Genomic DNA, 19895 nt, shown 5'->3' on the forward strand with positions numbered 1-19895 from the left:
TGGATCGCGGCCCGAATCCCTCATCAGGGCAGCATGTGCCTGCTCGACAGCGTGCTCGACTGGAATGCGGAATTCATCCGCTGCGAGGCCACGAGCCACCGCAGCGCCGACAATCCGCTGCGCGCGCATGGCCGGCTGGCCACCGTGTGCGGCGTGGAATACGCGGCGCAGGCCATGGCCGTGCATGGCGCAGTGCTGCAGCAAGGCGCGCGGCGGCCGCGCATGGGCTACCTGGCCAGCGTGCGCAAGCTGGTGCTGGACGTCGAACGGCTCGACGATATTGACGGACCGCTGACCATCGAAGCGCATCGCGTCAGCGGCGAAGGCGCCAACGTGCTTTACACGTTTGAAGTCAGCGGTGGCGGCAAGCGATTGCTTTCCGGCCGGGCGGCGGTCATTCTCGACGTGGCGCTGCCCGGCACCGCCTGATCCGCCTGGTCCGGCTTAGGCCTTGGGCGCAGGCAGGATCTTGCCGGAGACTTCGCCGAAGCCCACGACAAAGCCGTTGCCCTGTGCAAACCCGCTCATGATGATTTCGTCGCCGTCCTCGAGGAAGGCGCGGCTGCTGCCGTCGGCCAGCTTGAGCGGCTCGGCGCCGTTGCGCGTCAGTTCCAGCAGGCTGCCGTAGGAATCCGGCGTGGTGCCGCTGATCGTGCCCGAGCCCATCAGGTCGCCCACGCGCACATTGCAGCCCGACACCGTGTGGTGCGCCAGCTGCTGCGCCATGGTCCAGTACATCGCCTTGAAGTTGGTGCGGCAGATCGTGCTCGGCGCAGCGGCGCCTTGCGGGCGCAGGGCCACTTCGAGCGCGATGTCGTAGGCGTTCTTGCTGTGCTGCTGCAGGTACGCCAGCGGCTCCGGCGACTGCGCGGGATTGTCGCGGCGGAACGGCTCCAGCGCTTCCATGGTCACCACCCACGGCGAAATCGAGGTACCGAAGCCCTTGGAGTTGAACGGTCCGAGCGGCACGTATTCCCACTGCTGGATGTCGCGCGCGCTCCAGTCGTTGAGCAGCACCATGCCGAACATGTGGTCCGGCGCATCGGCGGTGCTGACCGGCTCGCCCAGCGCGGATTCCTTGCCGACGATAAAGCCGACTTCGAGTTCGAAGTCCAGCTTGCGGCACGGCCCGAAGACCGGACGCGCCTCGTTGGGCAGCTTGATCTGGCCGTTCGGACGGCGCAGGTCGGTACCGCTCACCACCACGGAGCTGGCGCGGCCGTTATAGCCGATGGGGATTTCCAGCCAGTTCGGCAGCAGCGCGTTTTCCGGGTCGCGGAACATGCGGCCGACGTTGGTGGCGTGCTCCTTGGACGAATAGAAATCGGTATAGCCCGGGATTTCGACGGGCAGGTGCAGCGTGACCTGGTCCATCGGCACGAGCGCGCGATCGCGCAGCGCGGCGTTGTCGCGCAGGGCGGCGTCGGCGTCCGACAGCAGCGCCGTCAGGCGCTGGCGGGTTGCCGACCACACCGGCTTGCCCAGCGCGATAAAGCGGTTCAGGCTGGCGGCGGCAAAGCTGCCCTTGGCTGCCGCGGGCAGCAGGCCGGCTTCGTCGAGTGCGGCGAGGTCCAGCACAACATTGCCGATTGCCACGCCAACGCGCGCGGCCTGGCCTTTCACGGAGAAGATGCCGAACGGCAGGTTCTGCAGGGGGAAATGGGTCTTGCCGTCGTTGGCGGATTCAATCCAGCTGGTGGTCGGGGCGGTCATAAGGTACTCCGGAAATGTCTGTGGCAAGCGGACGCTGCCGCCTGCCGTTGTTCGTTTTAGGTATGTGGCGCCTGGCCTGCTCAGCGCTCGTTCGGATTGAAATGCTTCTTCAGCCCTTGCCAGCAGGTGTAGTAGTCCTGCTGCAGCGATGCCGAGCGCTCCGCGTAAGGCGTGGGCCGGATCACGCCAGGCGTCTCGAACATGAACGCCATGGTGTCGGTGATGTGATGCGGCGTGGACGTATCGGCCGAGGTCGCCTTGGCGAACGTATCGGCATCGGGGCCGTGGCCGCTCATGCAGTTGTGCAGGCTGGCGCCGCCCGGTGCGAAGCCATCGGCCTTGGCGTCGTACACGCCGGTGATCAGGCCCATGAACTCGCTGGCGATATTGCGGTGGAACCAGGGCGGACGGAACGAGTTCTGCATCGCCAGCCAGCGCGGTCCGAAGATGACGAAGTCGATGGTGTCCACGCCCGGCGTGTCCGACGGCGACTGCAGCACCAGGAAGATCGACGGGTCCGGATGATCGAAGCTGATCGAGCCGATGGTGTTGAAGCGGCGCAGATCGTACTTGTAAGGCGCGAAGTTGCCATGCCAGGCCACCACGTCGAGCGGCGAATGGCCGATATCGGCGCGCCACAGGTTGCCCTGGAACTTGGCGACCAGTTCGAAATCGCCTTCGCGGTCCTCGTAGGCGGCCACCGGCGTCATGAAGTCGCGCGGGTTGGCCAGGCCGTTGGAGCCGATCACGCCCAGGTCCGGCAGCTTGAACAGCGCGCCGTAGTTCTCGCAGATATAGCCGCGGGCCGTGCCGTCCAGCAGTTCCACGCGAAAGCGCACGCCGCGCGGGATCACCACGATCTCCTGCGGCTCGACATCGAGCTTGCCCAGTTCCGTCACGAAGCGCACGCGGCCCTCTTGCGGCACGATGAGCATTTCGCCGTCGGCGTTGTAGAAGAAGCGGTCCTGCATCGACTGGTTGGCCAGGTACAGGTGGATGCCGCAGCCGGTCATGGCTTCCGGGCCGCCGTTGCCGGCCATGGTGACGATGCCGTCGATGAAATCCGTCGGCGTGGCCGGCATGGCCGGCGGGCTCCAGCGCATCTGGTTCGGCGACGCCGGGATTTCGTCGAAGCGGCTCAGGAAGCGCGACTGCTCCACCATCGTGAACGGCTTGTGCACGGCGCCCGGACGGATGCGATACAGCCACGAACGTCGGTTATGGGCGCGCGGCGCGGTGAAGGCCGTGCCGGACAGCTGCTCGGCATACAGGCCATACGGCGCGCGCTGCGGCGAGTTCTGGCCCACGGGCAGTGCGCCCGGCAGCGCCTCGGTGGCGAATTCGTTGGCAAAGCCGGACATGTAGCCGTGTTCGGCCAGCTGGGTGTGCGTGAGGTTCATGGTCGGATCAGCGTCGGGGGTCGGGAGGTTCGTGGCGGAGTCGGGAGGCATGCCGTGCTAGGCCGTGGCATGGTCATGGTCGGCGGTCGGCATGCCGATCGCCTGTTGCAGGGCGCGGAGCACGGCATCCGCGGAAAAACGGCGCCAGCGCGCACAGACGTGCTGGTCGGGGCGCAGCAGGTAACAGGTGCCTGGGTGGGCGTCATAGCGACGCGCGGCCAGGCCTTCGGTATCGGTCACGGCATGCAGGCCTGTCGGGTCCACGCAGTGCTCGCCTGCGGGAACGACGCACAGCACGGCCAACGGCACCGGCGCGGCGGCAAGCGCTTCCAGCGAAACGCCCTCCCCGTTGCCGAACACCATCAGCGTAAAGCCCGCGCCCATTTCGCCAAGCAGCCACGCAGCCCGGGCGGGCGTGCCGGCGGAGACTGGCGCATCGGCACAGGCAGTGCCCGGCACCATGGCGCCGGCAAAGCTGTCGGCATCGGGCGTATTGAGCGGCGAGCCATCCAGCACCGTTGGCTGTGACAGCCGGCCGCTGTTGACCAGTTGCCGCGCGAACGCATGATGGCGGGCAAGCCGCAGCACGGCGTCGCGGAACGTACGGCTCACCGCGCTCTTGGGCGTGATGAAATCGGTCGACCGCGTTGCATGCCGGATGTTCTCGTCGGCCGCGGCCTCGCGTTCACTGGCGTAGGTGTCCAGCAGCGCGTCCGGGGCACGAGCTTGCAGGACCAGCGCCAGCTTCCACGCCAGGTTCTCCGCATCCTGCACGCCGCTGTTGGCGCCGCGAGCGCCGAATGGCGACACCCGGTGCGCGGCGTCGCCGGCAAACAGCACGCGGCCATGGCGAAAGGCATCCATGCGCTGGCAGCAGAAGGTGTAGACGCTGACCCACTCCAGGGTGACATCGACATCGTCGCCCAGCATCGCGCGGATGCGCGGCATGACGCGCTCCGGCTGCTTCTCCGTGTCGGGGTCCGCGTCCCAGCCAAGCTGGAAATCGATACGCCAGACGTCATCGGGCTGTCGGTGAAGCAGCGCCGACTGGCCGCGGTTGAAAGGCGGGTCGAACCAGAACCAGCGTTCGGCGGGGAATGGCGCCGACATCTTCACGTCGGCAATCAGGAAGCGGTCGCGAAAGACGCGGCCCTTGCTTTCGAGTCCCATCAGCGCCCGCACGGCGCTGTGCGCGCCGTCGGCGGCCACCACGTAACGCGCGTGCAACCGGTAGCAGCCATCCGGCGTCTCGACGGTCAGCCGGACGCCATCCTGGTCCTGCTCCACGCCGCAGACGCGGTGCCGCCAGCGCAGGTCGATGCCCGGCAGTTCCGCGGCGCGGTCGACCAGGAAGCCTTCCAGGTAGTACTGCTGCAGATTGACGAAGGCCGGCCGTCGGTGTCCGCTTTCCGGCAGGAGGTCGAACTGGTACACCAGCGACGCGTCGAAGAACACCTTGCCGACATGCCAGCTGACGCCCTTTGCGGCAATGCCTTCGCCACAACCGAGGCGATCCAGGATATCGAGCGTGCGCTTGGCGAAACAGATCGCGCGTGAACCGCTGGCCAGCGCGCAGTCGTCGTCCAGCAAGACCACCGGCACGCCCCGCTGCGCGAGATCGATCGCCGTGGCCAACCCGACCGGACCCGCACCCACGATCGCAACAGGATGCGACCCAGGCAAACCGCGCCCTTCCAGCGGCATGCGCTGTTCGGCACAAGGCTGGTACGCGAAGGTACGGGGCTGGGAGCTGGTGTCCACGGTGTCTCCTGGTCACGCCGGTATCCGGCTGTGCCGCGGTCCTGGGAGTTTTGTCCTTGCAGGACTCCTCAGGCAAAATTACGGCATGCGTAATGCATTTACCATATCGTAATCGTCAGCAACGGACGTGTCAAACCGTTGCCGATAAGACGGCCTCAAGGATGTTCTAGTCGGGAAAAGGGCGATGCGGGGGTTATTGGAGCACCAAGCGCTGCGGCTTCGCAGGCGCGGGTCGAGTCACTTCAGGAATAGTGACCCATGGCTCAGCGCGGCGGAGGCATTTGCGAGCCGCATGGCGGCCTAAGGCGAGGCGATACTGGCAGCAGCAGGCCGCCGCCGCCTGATATGGGGATCGTGTTCAGGAACGAAAAAACGCCGAAATCCAGACAACAGCAACCGGCACAGTCCAGTTCGTACTGTGCCGGTTGCTGCCCCCCTGTCCGGCGTTCCCTGCTTCCGCCGGCCACGTCTGGAACGTGGCCGGTCGGGCAGGGTCATCAGGAGGCCGGCTAGTGCCCCTCGCCTGTACCGGAGCCGAAGCCACCGGTAGCCGGGCTGGCCGCGGTCGCCGGTGCGCTCGCGGCGGCCGGCTGGCCGGCCATCGAGGCTGCCGTGACGCCGCCATTGCGGCTGGCGATGAATGCGTTTACGTCGGCAGCAAGATGCTGCGGCGCCAGGACGACTTCGAGCCCGAGGGCTTCGCATGCCGCCAGGAAGGTCGACATGCGCGGATCGGCCTGGCCAGACTCTGCACGCAGGTAAGCTTCTCGCGAAATCCCCGCCTTGCGGGCAACGTCTTCCTGCTTCAGCTTGCGCGCTCGACGCAACGCCCGCAGTTGCCGGAACGGTTCGCTAGCGCCTCTTGGCACGGCTGTACTGTTCATGTCGGTCTCCAGTCACCAGTGAAAAAAAAGTGCGCGGACGTGCATTCGAGTATAGAGCACGCAAAGCATTCCGTATGTAACTGCCCAAACACTTTGTGCAGATTTCTTGCAACGAGGTTTTCCGGCACAAACGCTCGCTGTCAATGGGTCGAATACTGCACTGCATCGTCGCACCGCCCTGAGACTAACGACGATGTACCGATTGCGTTGACGCGAGAGGACCACAAAGTGAGTGACTCCCGCTAAAGCAGGAATGACTTGATTGACAAACCGACCGGTCGTGCTATTCTGCATTTCATGCAAAAAGGCCAACTTACGCGCAACGCCATCATCGCGCAGGCGCTCGACACCGCTGCCCGGGTCGGATTCGAACAATTGTCGCTGGCGAGCCTGGCGGCGGACACGAATATGTCCAAGAGCGGGCTCTACGCGCACTTCAAGTCGAAGGAAGCGCTGCAGCAGGCCGTGCTGGAGCTGGCCACGGAACGTTTCGCCGCGATGGTCGCGCGACCCGCCATGCGCCAGCCGCGCGGCGTACCGCGGCTGGAGGCGCTCTTCGAGGGCTACCTGGAATGGCTGGGCGGCACGGTGACCCAGGGGCGCTGCCTGTTCATGGCGCTTGGCCAGGAATACCGCGACAAGCCGGGCGCGATCCGCGACCAGGTGGTGCAGTCGCTGAAGGACTGGCACAGCACCATCGCCCGCGTGGTGACGGACGGCATCGAGGAAGGCCAGCTGGCGCCGGAGGTCGACGCACGCCAGTTCGCCTTCGACATGGTGGGCATCGGCATGTCGTTCCAGCAATCGTCCAAGCTGCTGGGCCGCGCCGACGCCGAAGCCATGGCGCGCCGCGCATTTGCCGGCCTGCTTGAACGCGCCCGTCCGCGGACGCCGACGGCGAACTGACTACCCACGAAGGATCCCGAACGACGGCACGCGATTTCCCCAAAAAAAGCACGACTGGTCGTTCTTTATAACAGCGCAGACGCCACCAGGCACGAACCGCCTGATCGGGACCGATCCGCGCGCCCAATCCGCTGGAGGTGTGTTGTGAGGCAGGGACTTTCATCATCGACGTCAGGCTCCGCCGAGAAGATCACGGCTCCGGGCCAATGGGCGAAGGACGCCCTGACGCGACTGCGCTGGCAGGCCGGCAGCCTGCTCGACCCGGTCGGCACCGCGCGAGCGCTGGAAAGGCTGTGGTTTGGCCCCCGGCATGCGATCCCGAACGGCGCCGCGCTGCGCGTAGTCGAGCGCGCGCGTGCCGACTGGGCGTTGGTCGTTGGCCACGGGCCGAGCCGGCGCGTGCGCATCTACCGCTGGGGCAACAAGGGCCCTGTCGTGCTTCTGGCTCACGGCTGGGGCGGCCATGCAGGCCAGTGGCATGCCGTTGTCGATGGGCTGCTGGCAGCCGGCATGCGCGTGGTGGCATTCGATGCGCTGTCGCATGGCGCCTCGGATGCCGGCGTGCGCGGCAGCACACAGACTTCCGTGCTGGAGATGTCGCGCTCGCTGCTGGCGGCAGCGTGGCACGCGGGCCCGGTGCATGCGGTGGTTTCGCATTCGCTCGGCAGTGCCGCCGCCGCGCTGGCGATTCGCGAAGGCCTGCCCGTGCGCGCCGCCGTCATGCTGGGGCCCCCGGCCGATATGCAGGCTGCCTGCGCGACCCTGGCCTGGCGGCTCGGCATCGGTCCACGCGTGCTCGCGCGCATGCAGCGCGCCAGCGAGCAATGGCTGGGCATGCCGTGGTCCGCCTTCAACGTGCCGGAGGTGGGCCGGACCCGGCCCGTGCCGCCGACCTTGATCGTCCATGACCGGCACGACCGCGAAGTGCGCTGGGAGGACGGCGCCGCCATTGCCGGCGCGTGGCCGCAATCGCAACTGGTGACGACGGAGGGCCTGGGGCACCGGCGCATCCTGCAGGACGCCAGTGTCATCGCCCGCATCGCCAGCTTCATCCGACCGGTGGCCGAGCAACCTGTACCACGGCTGGTGCTGCCAGACCTGGCTTTGCAGTGAAACGGGAGAACCGCCATGTTCCTGGTCAGCAACGACATGACAGCCACCCTGCCCGCCCGCGCGTCGCTGCGCGTAGTAGCGGATCCGGGCGAAAGCGTCGCGGTGCGCTGCACCGAAGGCGAGCTGTGGCTCATCCGCGACGGCGATCCGAAAGACACCTCGCTGGCCGCCAGCGAGAGCTTTACGCTGCCCGAAGCCAGCCGCGTGGAGCTATACGCCGTCACCCCGGCCACCTTGCGCGTGACGCGCTGCCGATCAGGCGCCACGACGGGAAGCACCTGGCGCAGCCGCTTCAGGCGCCTGCTAGGGCTGACCCAACCCTTCCCCGCTGGTCGCTAGCGCCCGTTGGCGGGACGACGCATTGCGTCGCCCCGCTCGTGCAGATGGGCGGACCTCTTGTCGGTTAATTGCTTTATTGACCTGCGATCGTCGGCGCCTGAAGCATTTCGCGTAGCTTGAACTTCTGGACCTTGCCCGAAGGCGTCGCCGGCAACGCGTCGCACACCAGCAATCGCTCCGGGATGTACTGCAGCGCCACCTTCTGCGCCTTCAGGAAATCCACCATCGCCTGCTTGTCGAAACCCTGCCCTTCCCTGGGCACGACCACGGCACAGGCACGCTCACCCAGCCGCTCGTCCGGATACGCGACGATGGCGACCTGTGACACGGCGGGATGCCGATACAGCAGCGTTTCGATCTCCACCACCGGAATGTTCTCGCCGCCGCGGATGATCACGTCCTTGCTGCGCCCCGCGATGCGCACATAGCCTTGCGCATCGATGCGCGCCAGGTCGCCGGTGTCGAACCAGCCCTCGGCATCCGTGGCGTTCAACCGGGACCGCTTGAGGTAGCCGCCGAAATTCGAGCAAGCCCGCACCAGCAGCCGCCCGATTTCGCCAGCAGGCAAGGAAGCGTCGAGCCCGTCCACCACCTTCACCTCGACGCCGGGCAACGGCACGCCATCGGTCGTCGACGCGCGCGTTTCCTCATCATCGGGCAGCGTGGTCGTCACCGCGCCGTTCTCGGTCATGCCCCAGGCCGAGACGATGCTGGCGCCCAGCGCCGCGCGGGCGCGCTCCACCAGCGCACCGGGAATCGGCGCCCCCGCGCACAGGAAAGTACGCAGGCTCGGCACGGGTTCGCCTTCCGCCACCGTGCGGGCCAGATCGGTCAGGAAGGGTGTCGATCCCATGGTGAAGGTGACACCCGCTTCGCGGATCAGCCGCGCCGCTTGCACCGGATCCCAGATGTCCTGCAGCACCGCCTGCGCGCCGAGCACCACCGGCATCATCAGGCCGTACATGAAGCCGGTCTGGTGTGCCATCGGCGAAGCCATCAGCACCACGTCGCCGGCACCCAGGTGCAGCCGCTCCGCATACGGAAGGATATTCGACAGCAGCGTGTTGGCCGTATGCATCACGCCCTTGGGCTCCCCCGTGGTGCCGGACGTATAGATCAGCTGCGTGACGTCGTCCGGGCCCGGACGATGGCGCGTCAGGATGGCGCGCGCGTCGGGATCTTCCTCTCGATCGGGCCCGCACAGCATGGCCTCAAACCCGTCGGCGCCATCACTCCCTGCCACCACCACATGGCGCAAGTCCGGCAACGATCCGCGCAACCCGTCCAGCATCGCCGCATGGTCAAAGCCGCGGAACCGCCGTGGCACGACCACGACCTGGCTGCCCGCGTGCGCCAGCATGAACGCCAGCTCGCGCTCGCGGAAGATCGGCATCAGCGGGTTGAGCACCGCGCCGATGCGCGCGCAAGCCAGGTACAGCGCCGTGACTTCCCAGCCATTGGGCAACTGGCAAGACACCACATCGTTGCGTGCGATCCCGAGCCGGCTCAGCCCCACGGCGATACGCGCGACCACCGCATCGAGTTGCCGCCACGTGAAGCGCCTGATCGCCCCACTTTCCACCTGCAGCGACGTCAACGCGGCCGCGTCCGGCGACCGCGCCACGCTGGCATCGAAATAGTCATTGATGGTGCGGTCGTGCCACAGCCCCGCCGCCACGCTCGCCGCGCGGCGCGGCGCAATCAGTACCGCGTCGAAATCCATGGCTTGTCTCCTGTGTTCTTGTCTGGATAGCCCGGCCTGCCCGCTGCTTCAGGCCGGCACCGCGGCGCGCCCGGCTCGGCCGCGCGCGATGATGGTCTTCATGATCTGGGCCGTGCCGTCGCCAATCTGGAAGCCCAGCACATCGCGCAGGCGCTGCTCCATCACGCCGCGGTCATAGCCGCCATGCCCGAACGACAGCAAGCACTGGTGCACCACGTCGTAGGCCAGCCGCGGCGCCCACCACTTGCACATGGCCGCTTCGGCCGTGTGCGGCAGCCCCTGGTCCTTGAGCCACAGCGTCTGCAGGCACAGCAGGCGCGCGGCCGTGACCTGCGTCTCGAAATCCGCGAGCGGATGCGATACGCCCTGGAATGCCGACAGCGGCTTGCCAAAGGCCTGGCGCTCCGCCACGTACTCCCAGGTCTCGTCGAGCGCCGCCTGCGCTACCGCAAGCACCTGCAGGCCGATCAGCGCGCGCGAGAAATCGAAGCCCTGCATCACCTGGACAAAGCCCTGGCCTTCGCTGCCCAGCAAGTGAACCGCCGGCACGCGTACGTTCTCGAAGAAGATCGAGCCGCGCCCGATCGCACGCTGGCCATGGCAATCGAAGCGGCTGCGCGTGACCCCCGGCAGGTCCATTGGCACCAGCACGGCCGAGATGCCGCGCGCGCCATCCTCGACACTGCCGGTACGCGCAAAGACCACGGCCGCATCGGCCTGGTCCGCCGCGGAAATCGACGTCTTCTCGCCATTGAGCACAAAGCTGTCGCCCACGCGCTCCATGCGCAGGCGCAGGCTCGCCGCGTCCGACCCGCCGCGGGGCTCGGTCAGCGCGATCGCCAGCAGGGCCTCGCCGCGCGTGAGCCGCCGCAGCCAGGGCTTCCCCACCTCGGGCAACGCATGCTGCGCGAGGATTTGCCCGTTGAGCGAGGCCAGCAGGTTGACGTACGACATGCTCAGGTCAGCGCGCGCGACGGCCTCGTGGATCACCCCGGCGGCCAGGCAACCCATGCCCTGCCCGCCGCAATCCTCCGGCAGTTCCGGGCCGATAAAGCCCATCTCGCCCATCTGCCGCATCAGCGTGCGGTCAAGTACTCGCGTCTTGTCGCGCTCCAGGAAACCAGGCGCGATGCGCTCATCCGCGAACCGGCGCGCATGCTCCGCCAGCGCCTGCAGGTCTTCATTGAGGTAGGGATTCATGATGTCTGCTCGGTCTGCCTGCCGGTGAATTACTTCGCGTACTTGCGGAACTCGGGCTTGCGCTTTTCCTGGAAGGCCCTGACGCCCTCGCGCGATTCCTCGGTGTCGTAATAGAGCTTCAGCGCATACATGCCCATGCCGGCGATACCGCTCTGGTGGGCCGTGTCCATGTTGAAAGAGCGCTTGGCGATGGCGATGGCGGTCGGGCTCTTCTCCATGATCTCGTCGCACCACTTCTGCACCTCGGCATCGAGCTGCCCGTGCGGCACCACGGCGTTGATCAGCCCCATCGCCAGCGCCTCGGCGGCCGGATAGCGGCGGCACAGGTACCAGATTTCTCGCGCCTTCTTTTCGCCGACGACGCGAGCCAGGAAGGCCGTGCCATAGCCCGGGTCGACCGAGCCGACCTTCGGCCCGACCTGCCCGAACACGGCCTTTTCGGAGGCAATGGTGAAATCGCAGATCGTGCACAGCACGTTGCCGCCGCCCACGGCATAGCCCTGCACGCGCGCGATGACGGGCTTGGGCACGTCGCGGATGGCGTTATGCAGTTCTTCCATCGGCAGGCCGATGGTGCCGCGGCCGTCATACTGGCCTTCATGCGCGGACTGGTCGCCGCCGGTGCAGAAGGCCTTGTCTCCGGCTCCCGCGAGCACGATCGCGCCGATCTCGCGGTCGTAGCCGGCGCGGTTGATCGCGTGGATCAGCTCGTCGCAAGTGCGGCCGCGGAACGCGTTCATCTTCTCGGGGCGATTGATGATGATCCAGGCCGCGCCGTTGCGGACTTCATAGAGGATGTCTTCGTATTGCATGATGTTCTGTCTCCTGTCGGATACCTTGTGCAGAGCCGGCAATCAGCCGTTCATGGTCAGGCCGCCGGACACGCTGAGTACCTGTCCGGTGATGAATGCCGCGTCGTCGCTGGCAAAGAAGGCAATCGCGCCGGGCAGGTCGTCGGGTTGGCCGATGCGGCCCAGCGGAATCGAGCGCGTGAACGCTTCCACCAGCTTCTCGGGGTTGCCGGCGCCCTGCTTGTAGTCTTCGAACAGCGCGGTCTGCGTCGGCCCCGGGCACACCACGTTGACCGTGATGCCGTGGCGCGCATGCTCGCGAGCGATAGTCTTGGAGAACGACACCAGCCCGCCCTTGCACGCGGCATAGACGGCTTCGCCGGATGACCCGACGCGCGCCGCGTCCGAGGCGATGTTGATGATGCGTCCCTGCTTGCGTTCCACCATGCCGGGCAGCACCGCGTGATGCATATGCAGCGCGCCGGTCAGGTTGATGGCGATCAGGCGCTCCCATTGCGCCGGTTCGGTTCGCGTAAAGGGCTTGAACACATCCCAACCCGCGTTGTTGACCAGCACGTCGACGGGACCGAACTCTTGCTGCACCGCTGCCACCGCCGCATCCACGCTGGCCCGGTCGGTGATGTCGCAAGATATTGCCAGCGCGCGCCCGCCGGCCTCAGCGATGCGCGCCGCCACCTTCCGTGCCGCCTCCACGCTGAGATCCAGCACGCCCACTGCCGCGCCTTCCCGCGCAAAGCGCAAACACGTTGCGCCGCCGATACCGCCGCCACCCCCGGTCACGATGACCGTCTTGCCCTTGAGTCCTTGCACAGCTTTCTCCCACGAGGTCTCCAGTGATATCGTGCCGCCAGCGCGTCACGCATCGTCACTGAATTAGGTCAATATATTGACATATACTAGGTGGTGTCGCGTCAGTGCGCAAGGCTCTCGATCATTGGATGGCATCATGGTTAACCCGGAATTTGGCGACGCAATCGCCCCAGACGCGCGGATGGAACTGGCCAATCGGCTGTTCTTCCGCCTCTATCAATGCGCAAACATGTTGCATAAGACCGGTTCGCGCGCCGTGGAAGCGGAGGGGCTGACCACGCAGCAGTGGGCGGTCCTGGGTGCGCTGTCGCGGCCGGAGGCCGCCAACGGCATGAGCGTGGGCGACCTGGCGCGCTACCTGATGGTTAGCCGCCAGAACCTGTCCGGGCTGGTCAGCCGCATGGAGCGGGACGGCCACGTGAGCCTGGCGCCCGACGGGCGCGACCGGCGGTCCAGGCTGGTGCGGATGAGCGAAACGGGACGCGAGGTGTGGCTGCACCAGGCGCAGCCGAAGATCCGCGACTACTACGAGCGCGCGCTAGAGGGCTTTTCCACGAACGACCTGACGCACACGCTGCATTACCTGCTCAAGCTGCTGGACAACATGCAGGGACTCGACACCGGTGCGGCAGATGCGGAAAGCGACTGACCCGCCGTATCGCGTGTGCAACGGCGCGAGCCGCAAACCGTGCTGCGCGCCAGCCCTGAATACCGGAAAGCCGCCTGGTACGGCGAGTGGCTTGCAACTTGCGTGATGCCGGGATTGCTCAGGTGCGAGGGGGCCTTATCCCGCAAGGCGCGATGGCTTCATCGCTCTGCCTCCTGCCTCCAAAGCCCCTAGCCACCGTCAACGCCAGTTGCGCCGGCGGCGCCGTTCCATCTAGCCGGAGACACACCATGAACCGATATCTCGTGCTGGCAACCTTCACCGACCAGGGCATCCGTACCGTGAAGGAAACCACAAAACGCGCCGCCGCGGTGCGCGAAATGGGGGCGCAATTCGGCGTGCAGGTAAAGGACATCTACTGGACGCTCGGCGCCTATGACATCGCGCTGGTACTGGAAGCATCGGATGACGCGGCGATCACCGCCTTCGGCATGTCCATCGGCGCGCAGGGCAATGTGCGCACGCAAACGCTGCGCGCGTTCAATGCCGACGAAATGCAGGGCATTCTCGGCAAGGTGCGTTGACGGGTTGACGCCTTGATGCAGTGATACAGCGGAAAGCGCCGGCACGGGCGTGTGTCAGGCGCTTTCTGCTTGCGGCCTCATTGGGACTGCCGCGCCCTCGACCGGGAAGGCTCGTCGTCGTAGAAGCCGGGCGGATAAATCGGGTAGCGCAGGGCCGCATACACGACAACGGCCGCGCCGATCACGGTAATCCAGTCGAGCACATCCGCCACGCACACTCCTTGCAACGGCCGCACGGTGAATCCGCCGGCCCTGCCTGAAGTCTATGAACGATCGGCCCCCGGCCCAACGACCGATTTCGACTTTGCATCCTCGGGCGGTGACGCGCGCTGCGCCAGCAGCTTCTGGATCACCGCCTCGGTTTCGGCATAGTTGCCTTCGCCATAGTGGTGGTAAACGATGCGGCCCTGCGCATCGATAAGGTAGGTGGCGGGCCAATACTGGTTGTGGAATGCCGACCATGTGGCATACGCGTTGTCCTGCGCGACCGGATAGCGGATGCCGAAGCGCTTGATGGCCTCCTGCACATTGGCCGTCGATTTCTCGAAGGCGAACTCCGGCGTGTGCACGCCGACCACGACCAGCCCCTGGTCCTTGTACTTCTCATGCCACTGCTTCACGTAAGGCAGCGTGTGGATGCAGTTGATGCACGAGTAGGTCCAGAAGTCGACCAGCACGACCTTGCCGCGCAGCTCTCGCATCGACAACGGTGGCGAATTCAGCCAGTGGTCGATGTCCGTGAACTCGGGCGCCTTGCCCGGGTCCGCGACGGCCGGGCCGGCGGAGGCACTGAACCCGGTGCCGAAGACATAGATGGCAATGAGGAGGGCCGCTGCCATGGCGGCGCGAAGGAAGGTGCGCATGATTGAGCTGGGACGCGACGCCGGTCGCGCTCTCTGGTCGTTGGGGCAATGTGGCCGGCGCGTCCATCGCGCTGGCACACCTCCATTGAAGTCGACCGATGTATCGCGCGCTTGTTGCGTAGCGGCCCGGTGCGTGTGCCCACGTATCGCCGGGCGGCTGTGATACAGCCGCATACAAAGGCCCCGGCGCGGCCTTGCGCGTCTCCCGACGCCTGTTCAGCCCAGCCTGACTTCCGCCGCCAGCCCGCCGCCTTCGCGATTGCGCAGCCGCAGCGACCCGCCTATCGCCACCGCGAGCTGCTGCGCAATGGCCAGGCCCAGCCCGGTGCCGCCGGTCTCGCGGCTGCGTGAATTCTCCAGCCGGACAAACGGCTGCAAGACCGCGTCCAGCTTGTCTTCCGGAATGCCGGCACCGCGATCCAGCACTTCGATGACCACGGCATCCTGGTCGCGGCGCACATTCAGTTCCGCCGCCCCGCCAAACTTGATCGCATTGTCGATCAGGTTGGTCAGGATGCGGCGCAGCGCCTGTGGGCGCGTTTCGATGGCACAGCCGATGCTTTGCTGCACCGTGACCGCCTTGCCGGTGTCCTGGTAGTCATAGACCAGGCTCTCGACAAACGACCCGAGGTCGATGCGCGAAGTCTTCTCGCCGCCGCCGTGCGCCGAGCGCGCATAGGCAAGCCCTTCGCGCACCAGCGTCTGGATCTCCGCCAGGTCGCTCACCATCTTGCGCTTCTCCTCGGATTCCTCGGCCATCTCGGCACGCAGCTTCATGCGCGTGATGGGCGTCTGCAAGTCATGGGAGATCGCGGCAAGGATCTGCACGCGTTCTTCCACAAACGTTGCGATGCGCTCGCGCATGGCATTGAACGCGCGCGCCGCGCGCGCCAGCTCGGTCGGGCCGCTCTCGTCGAGCGGCGCCGTCTTCGCGTTCGGTTCGAGCGCATCGGCGGCATCGGCCAACTGCACCAGCGGGCGGATCGACAGCCGCACCGCGAACCAGCAGCACAGCACCAGCAGCAACAGCTGGACCACCAGCACATAGGGCAGCCATTGCGCGATCGGTGTCATGCGCGGATGCACGTCGATGGTCAGCGGGCTGCCGTCGCTGAGCGTCAGGTGCGCCTGCAACTGCTTGCCGTCGCCCGGAATGGATTCCACCTTGACCGAAAAGCGGCCGCCGCTGGCCTCCATAATGCGGTCGGCAATGTCCTGTCCCCGCTGGGACATCTCGGGGATGCCGGGCTGGCCCGGCCCAAGGATGTACTGATAGTTGCCCCGGTTCAGGCGAGGCAGCCACTGCGGCCGCTCGTTGGCCGGCAGCCGGTCCAGAATGGCAATGGACGTGGAGACGTCGGTTTCCAGCGTGCCCAGCATCACCTGGCGCGCCGAGATATAGCGTTCCGAAAACAGCACGGCGAACGACAGGCCGTGGGCGATCAGCAGCCCGGCGAACAGGATCAGGAACAGCCGCGCCCCCATCGTGCGGGGCCACGCCCAGTGGCGTGCGGGCAACGTCACTGGCGTGCCTCCCGGATCTCGACGGGCACGGCGAACACATAGCCCTCGTTGCGCACCGTCTTGATGTGCCTGGGTTCGCGCGCATCGTCATGGAGTCGCTGCCGCAGGCGGCTGACCAGCAGGTCGATCGAGCGCTCGAACATCTCGGCCTCGCGGCCCTGCGTCAGGTTCAGCAGCTGGTCGCGGTTCAGCACGCGCTGGGGATGGTCGACAAATACGCGCAGCAGCCGGTATTCGGCCCCGCTCAGCGCGACAATGGTGCCCTCCTGGTCGATCAGGTGGCGCGCGGTGGTATCGAGCTGCCAGTCGCCGAACGCGAGGATTTCCGCGGCCTCGGTGATCTGCAGGTTGGGCGGCAGCATGCGCGTGCGGCGCAGCACCGCCTTGATGCGCGCGAGCAGCTCGCGCGCCGCGAACGGCTTGGCCAGGTAGTCGTCGGCGCCCATCTCGAGGCCGACGATACGGTCGGTTTCGTCGTCGCGCGCGGTCAGCATCAGGATCGGCGTCGCCTTGTGCTTGCCGGCCCGCAGCTCGCGGCACAGCACCAGCCCGTCGTCGCCGGGCATCATCACGTCCAGGACGATCAGGTCGACGGTGTTGGCCTCCAGGAACGCCCGCATATGCCGCCCATCCGGCGCGACCGTCGTGCGCAGGCCGTTCTTGGTCAGATAGGCGGAGACCAGTTCGCGGATCTCGCGGTCGTCATCGACGATCAGGATGTGGTCGACGTGTGCGTCCATCGTTGTGGCCTCGGCAAAAGTGGAAGGGATCGGGCAGCCTGCTTTGCCAGCATTGTATGAGGGTGGCCCGTCTTGCGTGTATCGCCATGTATCTGGCGGCTGCGGCCGCACAAAGCGGTACAAAACCGCGCCATGGCGACACATGGCGGCGACTCCGGCCCGGTCTGATAGGGGCCAAGCCAATCCCGAGCGAAAGGGCACCCGTCATGACCTTGCTGATCCTTGCCTACCTGGGTGGAGTCCTCACCATCCTGAGCCCCTGCATCCTGCCCGTCCTGCCCTTTGTCCTCAGCCGGGCCGGGCAGCCATTCGTGCGCAGCCGGCTGCCGTTGCTGGCGGGCATGGCGCTGACCTTTGCCGCGGTGGCCTCGCTGGCGTCGGCCGGTGGCGCGTGGGCCGTGCGCGCCAATGCCTATGGCCGCATCGGCGCGCTGGCGCTGCTGGCCGTCTTCGGGCTGTCGCTGCTGTTGCCCCGCGTGGCGGAGATGCTCGCGCGCCCCGTCGTGGCGCTCGGCAACCGGCTGGCGGGCGGCAGCGCATCCGGGCCGGCCTCCGACTCGCCCTGGGGATCGCTGCTGCTCGGCATCGCCACCGGGCTGCTGTGGGCGCCTTGCGCCGGGCCGATCCTCGGCCTGGTGTTGACCGGGGCCGCGCTGCATGGCGCCAGTGTCTCGACGTCCCTGCCGCTCGCGGCCTATGCCGCTGGCGCGGCGACCTCGCTGGCGGCGGCGCTGGGCCTCGGCGGACGCGTCTTCGCGCTCATGAAGCGATCCCTGGGCGCGAGCCAGTGGCTGCGCCGCGGGTTGGGTGCCGGCGTGCTCGGCGGCGTGCTGGCGATCGGACTCGGCACCGATACCGGCCTGCTTGCACAGTTGCCCGCAAGCGGCCCGGTGCGGCTCGAACAGGCGCTGGTCGACGCCTTGCACAAAGACCGGCCCGCGCCGCAGGCCGCCAACGACACCAACGACACCGCAGGTCCGGGCCGCCGCACCGACATGCTGCTGGCCGCCCATGACACCGGCGTGGGCTTCCCGGGCGGCCTGCGCGTGGAAGGCCGGTTGCCGCCGCTCGACGGCGCTACGCAATGGCTCAATTCGCCGCCGTTGTCGCGCGAACAACTGCAGGGCAAGGTCACGCTGGTCTACTTCTGGACTTATTCCTGCATCAACTGCATCCGCACGCTGCCCTACCTGCGCGCATGGGCTGACAAGTACAAGGACCAGGGCCTGACGGTGGTCGGCGTGCATACGCCCGAGTTCGCGTTCGAGCAGTCGCCGGACAACGTGCGTCGCGCGGTGGCGGACTTCCCTTTCCCGTGGCCGTGGACAGCGATTACCGCATCTGGCGCGCGTTCCATAACAATTACTGGCCGGCCGCCTACTTTGTCGACGCGCGCGGCAATATCCGCCACCACCAGTTTGGCGAGGGCGACTACGCAACATCGGAACGGGTCGTCCAGACCCTGCTGGCCGAAGCCGGTCACCGCGCCATGACTGGCGATGTCGTCAAGCCCGAAGCGGGCGGCGCACAGGCGGCGCCGGACCTGCGCAATGTCCGCTCCGACGAAACCTATATCGGCTACAGCCAGGCGGTGAATTTCGCCTCGCCGGGCGCGATGCGGCAAGACGCATCTCGGCAGTATACCGTGGGCAAGCTGCTCCTGAACGAGTGGGGCCTGTCCGGCCAATGGACCATCGGCCCCGAGCAGGCCACGCTGGACCGGGCCGATGGCGCCATCCGCTACCGCTTCCACGCGCGCGACCTGCACCTGGTGCTGGGGCCAGCGGCGAATGGCCGGGCGGTCCGCTTCGTGGTGACGATCGACGGCAAGCCGCCTGGCGCGAGCCATGGCGCCGATACCGATGCAGGCGGCAACGGCGCCGTCACGCAGACACGGCTCTACCAACTGGTGCGGCAGGCCGGCGAGGTGGGCGAGCATACGTTCGAAATCCGCTTCCTGGACCCCGGCGCACAGGCTTACGCATTCACGTTCGGCTAGCCTCCCCTGCGCATTTCGCGGCGGTTTCGCGCTCGTTTTCGGGCGGCGGGCAAAGGCAAAGCCTGCGTGAACCGCCCCATCAAATCGCCGCTTTGGGGCCAGCCAGTCCGGTCTGGCCACAAATGCGGCGAAATCGCACCCGCGTCCGAGTAAAATGCTGGATTTTTCGCTCTGGCGATATGCTCCAAGCACCCCGGCGCGCAGGCTTCAGCGGTCCGACGCTGATCCGCCTGCTGGTTCGCCTGACAGGCAATGACGCCCCCGAATCCGGCCAGTCGCTTTCGGCCCAGCTCAGCCAATGGCTCGGCTGGACGGAGGCGATCGCCCTGTCCGCGGCGCTGAACGGCAATCCGCCGGCCTCGGCCGGAACGCACGCGGCCGGGGCCGAGGAAGCCGAGTGCGCCCGCGTGCGCACCGCGCTGGCCACGGCCATTGCCGATGACAAGGCGGCCGGCAGCCGGCCACGCGGACGCCCGCGCCAGGCGCTGCCAGAGCCGGCAGGCACCGTCATCGACTATGCAGCGTTCCGCCAGCGATACGTCACTTCGCAGCAGACCATGGAGACGGAAATCGCCAGCCTGCGCGCTCGCCTGCGCACGGTGCTGGCGTCCCGGTCCTCCGGCATGGCACGGCTGGCGATGGTAGATGGCGTCATGGAACGCGTGCTGGGGGCGCGCGAACAGGCGCTGCTGGGAACCATTCCGGGCATGCTCGAAGCGCACTTCACGCGCCTGCGCAAGGCCGAGGAAGCCGCGCTGGCCGGGGCGCGGCCGACGGGCGTCCCGGCGCCCGTGACGCCCGGTGCCTGGCTCGCCGTCTTCCAGAACGATATGCAGAGCGTGCTGCGCGCCGAGCTGGACATCCGTTACCAACCCGTCGAAGCCTTGCTGGCGGCGCTGCGTGACAGCTAACCCAAC

The 19895-nt window shown here is 67.0% G+C and carries 19 protein-coding genes and 1 pseudogene; 8 read left to right on the top strand and 12 right to left on the bottom strand.

Annotation, left to right across the window (positions count from 1 at the left end; translation table 11 throughout):
- Positions 1-33 precede the first annotated feature (33 nt).
- The gene (locus ACIGJC_RS23695) at positions 34-429 is read left to right on the top strand and encodes an ApeP family dehydratase (RefSeq protein WP_483714368.1); all 396 of its coding nucleotides are present in this window, start codon (positions 34-36) and stop codon (positions 427-429) included.
- Positions 430-444: 15 nt separating this feature from the next.
- Here ACIGJC_RS23695 and fahA read toward each other — a convergent pair whose 3' ends face one another.
- The 4 genes from fahA to ACIGJC_RS23715 form a co-directional block, all read right to left on the bottom strand.
- Positions 445-1713 (bottom strand): fumarylacetoacetase, encoded by a 1269-nt coding sequence (gene fahA, locus ACIGJC_RS23700; protein WP_483711846.1) that lies wholly within the window; start codon positions 1711-1713, stop codon positions 445-447.
- An 80-nt stretch (positions 1714-1793) separates the two neighbouring features.
- Positions 1794-3113 carry a homogentisate 1,2-dioxygenase gene (gene hmgA, locus ACIGJC_RS23705; protein WP_483711847.1) on the bottom strand — a complete coding sequence of 440 codons (1320 nt, stop codon included), beginning with the start codon at positions 3111-3113 and terminating at the stop codon, positions 1794-1796.
- Positions 3114-3170: 57 nt separating this feature from the next.
- Positions 3171-4874: an FAD-dependent oxidoreductase gene (locus ACIGJC_RS23710; protein ID WP_483711848.1), complete on the bottom strand. Its 1704-nt coding sequence runs from the start codon at positions 4872-4874 to the stop codon at positions 3171-3173.
- Positions 4875-5383: 509 nt separating this feature from the next.
- Positions 5384-5758, bottom strand: a complete 375-nt coding sequence (locus ACIGJC_RS23715; protein WP_211946536.1) for a helix-turn-helix domain-containing protein — start codon at positions 5756-5758, stop codon at positions 5384-5386.
- A 297-nt stretch (positions 5759-6055) separates the two neighbouring features.
- Here ACIGJC_RS23715 and ACIGJC_RS23720 point away from each other — a divergent pair, with 297 nt between their 5' ends.
- The 3 genes from ACIGJC_RS23720 (at position 6056) to ACIGJC_RS23730 (ending at position 8116) form a co-directional block, all read left to right on the top strand.
- Positions 6056-6664, top strand: a complete 609-nt coding sequence (locus ACIGJC_RS23720) for a TetR/AcrR family transcriptional regulator (protein WP_483711849.1) — start codon at positions 6056-6058, stop codon at positions 6662-6664.
- Between the two features lie 189 nt (positions 6665-6853).
- Positions 6854-7777, top strand: coding sequence for an alpha/beta fold hydrolase (locus ACIGJC_RS23725; protein WP_483714369.1), 924 nt, complete (start codon positions 6854-6856; stop codon positions 7775-7777).
- A gap of 36 nt (positions 7778-7813) precedes the next feature.
- The gene (locus ACIGJC_RS23730) at positions 7814-8116 is read left to right on the top strand and encodes a DUF2917 domain-containing protein (protein ID WP_483711850.1); all 303 of its coding nucleotides are present in this window, start codon (positions 7814-7816) and stop codon (positions 8114-8116) included.
- Positions 8117-8189: 73 nt separating this feature from the next.
- Here ACIGJC_RS23730 and aliA read toward each other — a convergent pair whose 3' ends face one another.
- From aliA to badH, 4 genes are read right to left on the bottom strand one after another with little or no spacing between them, the layout of a single operon-like run.
- Complete coding sequence (gene aliA / locus ACIGJC_RS23735) at positions 8190-9839, bottom strand: cyclohexanecarboxylate-CoA ligase (protein WP_483711851.1); 1650 nt, start codon at positions 9837-9839, stop codon at positions 8190-8192.
- Positions 9840-9887: 48 nt separating this feature from the next.
- Positions 9888-11039 carry a cyclohexanecarboxyl-CoA dehydrogenase gene (gene aliB, locus ACIGJC_RS23740; protein WP_483711852.1) on the bottom strand — a complete coding sequence of 384 codons (1152 nt, stop codon included), beginning with the start codon at positions 11037-11039 and terminating at the stop codon, positions 9888-9890.
- A gap of 29 nt (positions 11040-11068) precedes the next feature.
- The gene (badI, locus tag ACIGJC_RS23745; protein WP_483711853.1) at positions 11069-11851 is read right to left on the bottom strand and encodes a 2-ketocyclohexanecarboxyl-CoA hydrolase; all 783 of its coding nucleotides are present in this window, start codon (positions 11849-11851) and stop codon (positions 11069-11071) included.
- 42 nt (positions 11852-11893) lie between these two features.
- Complete coding sequence (gene badH, locus ACIGJC_RS23750) at positions 11894-12661, bottom strand: 2-hydroxycyclohexanecarboxyl-CoA dehydrogenase (protein WP_483711854.1); 768 nt, start codon at positions 12659-12661, stop codon at positions 11894-11896.
- A gap of 136 nt (positions 12662-12797) precedes the next feature.
- Here badH and ACIGJC_RS23755 point away from each other — a divergent pair, with 136 nt between their 5' ends.
- Positions 12798-13310, top strand: coding sequence for a MarR family winged helix-turn-helix transcriptional regulator (locus ACIGJC_RS23755; protein ID WP_483711855.1), 513 nt, complete (start codon positions 12798-12800; stop codon positions 13308-13310).
- Between the two features lie 248 nt (positions 13311-13558).
- Positions 13559-13852, top strand: a complete 294-nt coding sequence (locus ACIGJC_RS23760) for a GYD domain-containing protein (RefSeq protein WP_483711856.1) — start codon at positions 13559-13561, stop codon at positions 13850-13852.
- A gap of 77 nt (positions 13853-13929) precedes the next feature.
- Here the strand turns inward: ACIGJC_RS23760 and ACIGJC_RS23765 are convergent, their stop codons facing one another.
- The 4 genes from ACIGJC_RS23765 to ACIGJC_RS23780 all read right to left on the bottom strand — a co-directional run bounded on the left by ACIGJC_RS23765 (position 13930) and on the right by ACIGJC_RS23780 (position 16979).
- Complete coding sequence (locus ACIGJC_RS23765) at positions 13930-14064, bottom strand: hypothetical protein (protein WP_483711857.1); 135 nt, start codon at positions 14062-14064, stop codon at positions 13930-13932.
- Positions 14065-14115: 51 nt separating this feature from the next.
- Entirely contained in the window at positions 14116-14715 is a 600-nt protein-coding gene (locus tag ACIGJC_RS23770) for a thioredoxin family protein (protein ID WP_483711858.1), read from the bottom strand.
- A gap of 216 nt (positions 14716-14931) precedes the next feature.
- On the bottom strand, positions 14932-16200 hold the full coding sequence (locus ACIGJC_RS23775; protein ID WP_483714370.1) for an ATP-binding protein: 1269 nt from the start codon (positions 16198-16200) through the stop codon (positions 14932-14934).
- Positions 16201-16235: 35 nt separating this feature from the next.
- Positions 16236-16979 (bottom strand): response regulator, encoded by a 744-nt coding sequence (locus tag ACIGJC_RS23780; protein ID WP_483711859.1) that lies wholly within the window; start codon positions 16977-16979, stop codon positions 16236-16238.
- 206 nt (positions 16980-17185) lie between these two features.
- Here ACIGJC_RS23780 and ACIGJC_RS23785 point away from each other — a divergent pair.
- Positions 17186-18978: pseudogene (locus ACIGJC_RS23785) on the top strand (cytochrome c biogenesis protein DipZ).
- Between the two features lie 179 nt (positions 18979-19157).
- Positions 19158-19889: a DUF3348 domain-containing protein gene (locus tag ACIGJC_RS23790; protein ID WP_483711860.1), complete on the top strand. Its 732-nt coding sequence runs from the start codon at positions 19158-19160 to the stop codon at positions 19887-19889.
- Positions 19890-19895 lie beyond the last annotated feature (6 nt).

The sequence above is a fragment of the Cupriavidus sp. C3SS-1 genome, assembly GCF_057073755.1.

Coding starts and splice junctions, on each gene's coding strand:
- ACIGJC_RS23790 (WP_483711860.1), top strand. CDS start 19,158: ATGCTCCAAGCACCCCGGCGCGCAGGCTTCAGCGGTCCGACGCTGATC.
- hmgA (WP_483711847.1), bottom strand. CDS start 3,113: ATGAACCTCACGCACACCCAGCTGGCCGAACACGGCTACATGTCCGGC.
- ACIGJC_RS23695 (WP_483714368.1), top strand. CDS start 34: ATGTGCCTGCTCGACAGCGTGCTCGACTGGAATGCGGAATTCATCCGC.
- aliA (WP_483711851.1), bottom strand. CDS start 9,839: ATGGATTTCGACGCGGTACTGATTGCGCCGCGCCGCGCGGCGAGCGTG.
- ACIGJC_RS23780 (WP_483711859.1), bottom strand. CDS start 16,979: ATGGACGCACACGTCGACCACATCCTGATCGTCGATGACGACCGCGAG.
- ACIGJC_RS23775 (WP_483714370.1), bottom strand. CDS start 16,200: ATGGGGGCGCGGCTGTTCCTGATCCTGTTCGCCGGGCTGCTGATCGCC.
- ACIGJC_RS23730 (WP_483711850.1), top strand. CDS start 7,814: ATGACAGCCACCCTGCCCGCCCGCGCGTCGCTGCGCGTAGTAGCGGAT.
- fahA (WP_483711846.1), bottom strand. CDS start 1,713: ATGACCGCCCCGACCACCAGCTGGATTGAATCCGCCAACGACGGCAAG.
- ACIGJC_RS23720 (WP_483711849.1), top strand. CDS start 6,056: ATGCAAAAAGGCCAACTTACGCGCAACGCCATCATCGCGCAGGCGCTC.
- aliB (WP_483711852.1), bottom strand. CDS start 11,039: ATGAATCCCTACCTCAATGAAGACCTGCAGGCGCTGGCGGAGCATGCG.
- ACIGJC_RS23715 (WP_211946536.1), bottom strand. CDS start 5,758: ATGAACAGTACAGCCGTGCCAAGAGGCGCTAGCGAACCGTTCCGGCAA.
- ACIGJC_RS23760 (WP_483711856.1), top strand. CDS start 13,559: ATGAACCGATATCTCGTGCTGGCAACCTTCACCGACCAGGGCATCCGT.
- ACIGJC_RS23770 (WP_483711858.1), bottom strand. CDS start 14,715: ATGCGCACCTTCCTTCGCGCCGCCATGGCAGCGGCCCTCCTCATTGCC.
- ACIGJC_RS23755 (WP_483711855.1), top strand. CDS start 12,798: ATGGTTAACCCGGAATTTGGCGACGCAATCGCCCCAGACGCGCGGATG.
- badI (WP_483711853.1), bottom strand. CDS start 11,851: ATGCAATACGAAGACATCCTCTATGAAGTCCGCAACGGCGCGGCCTGG.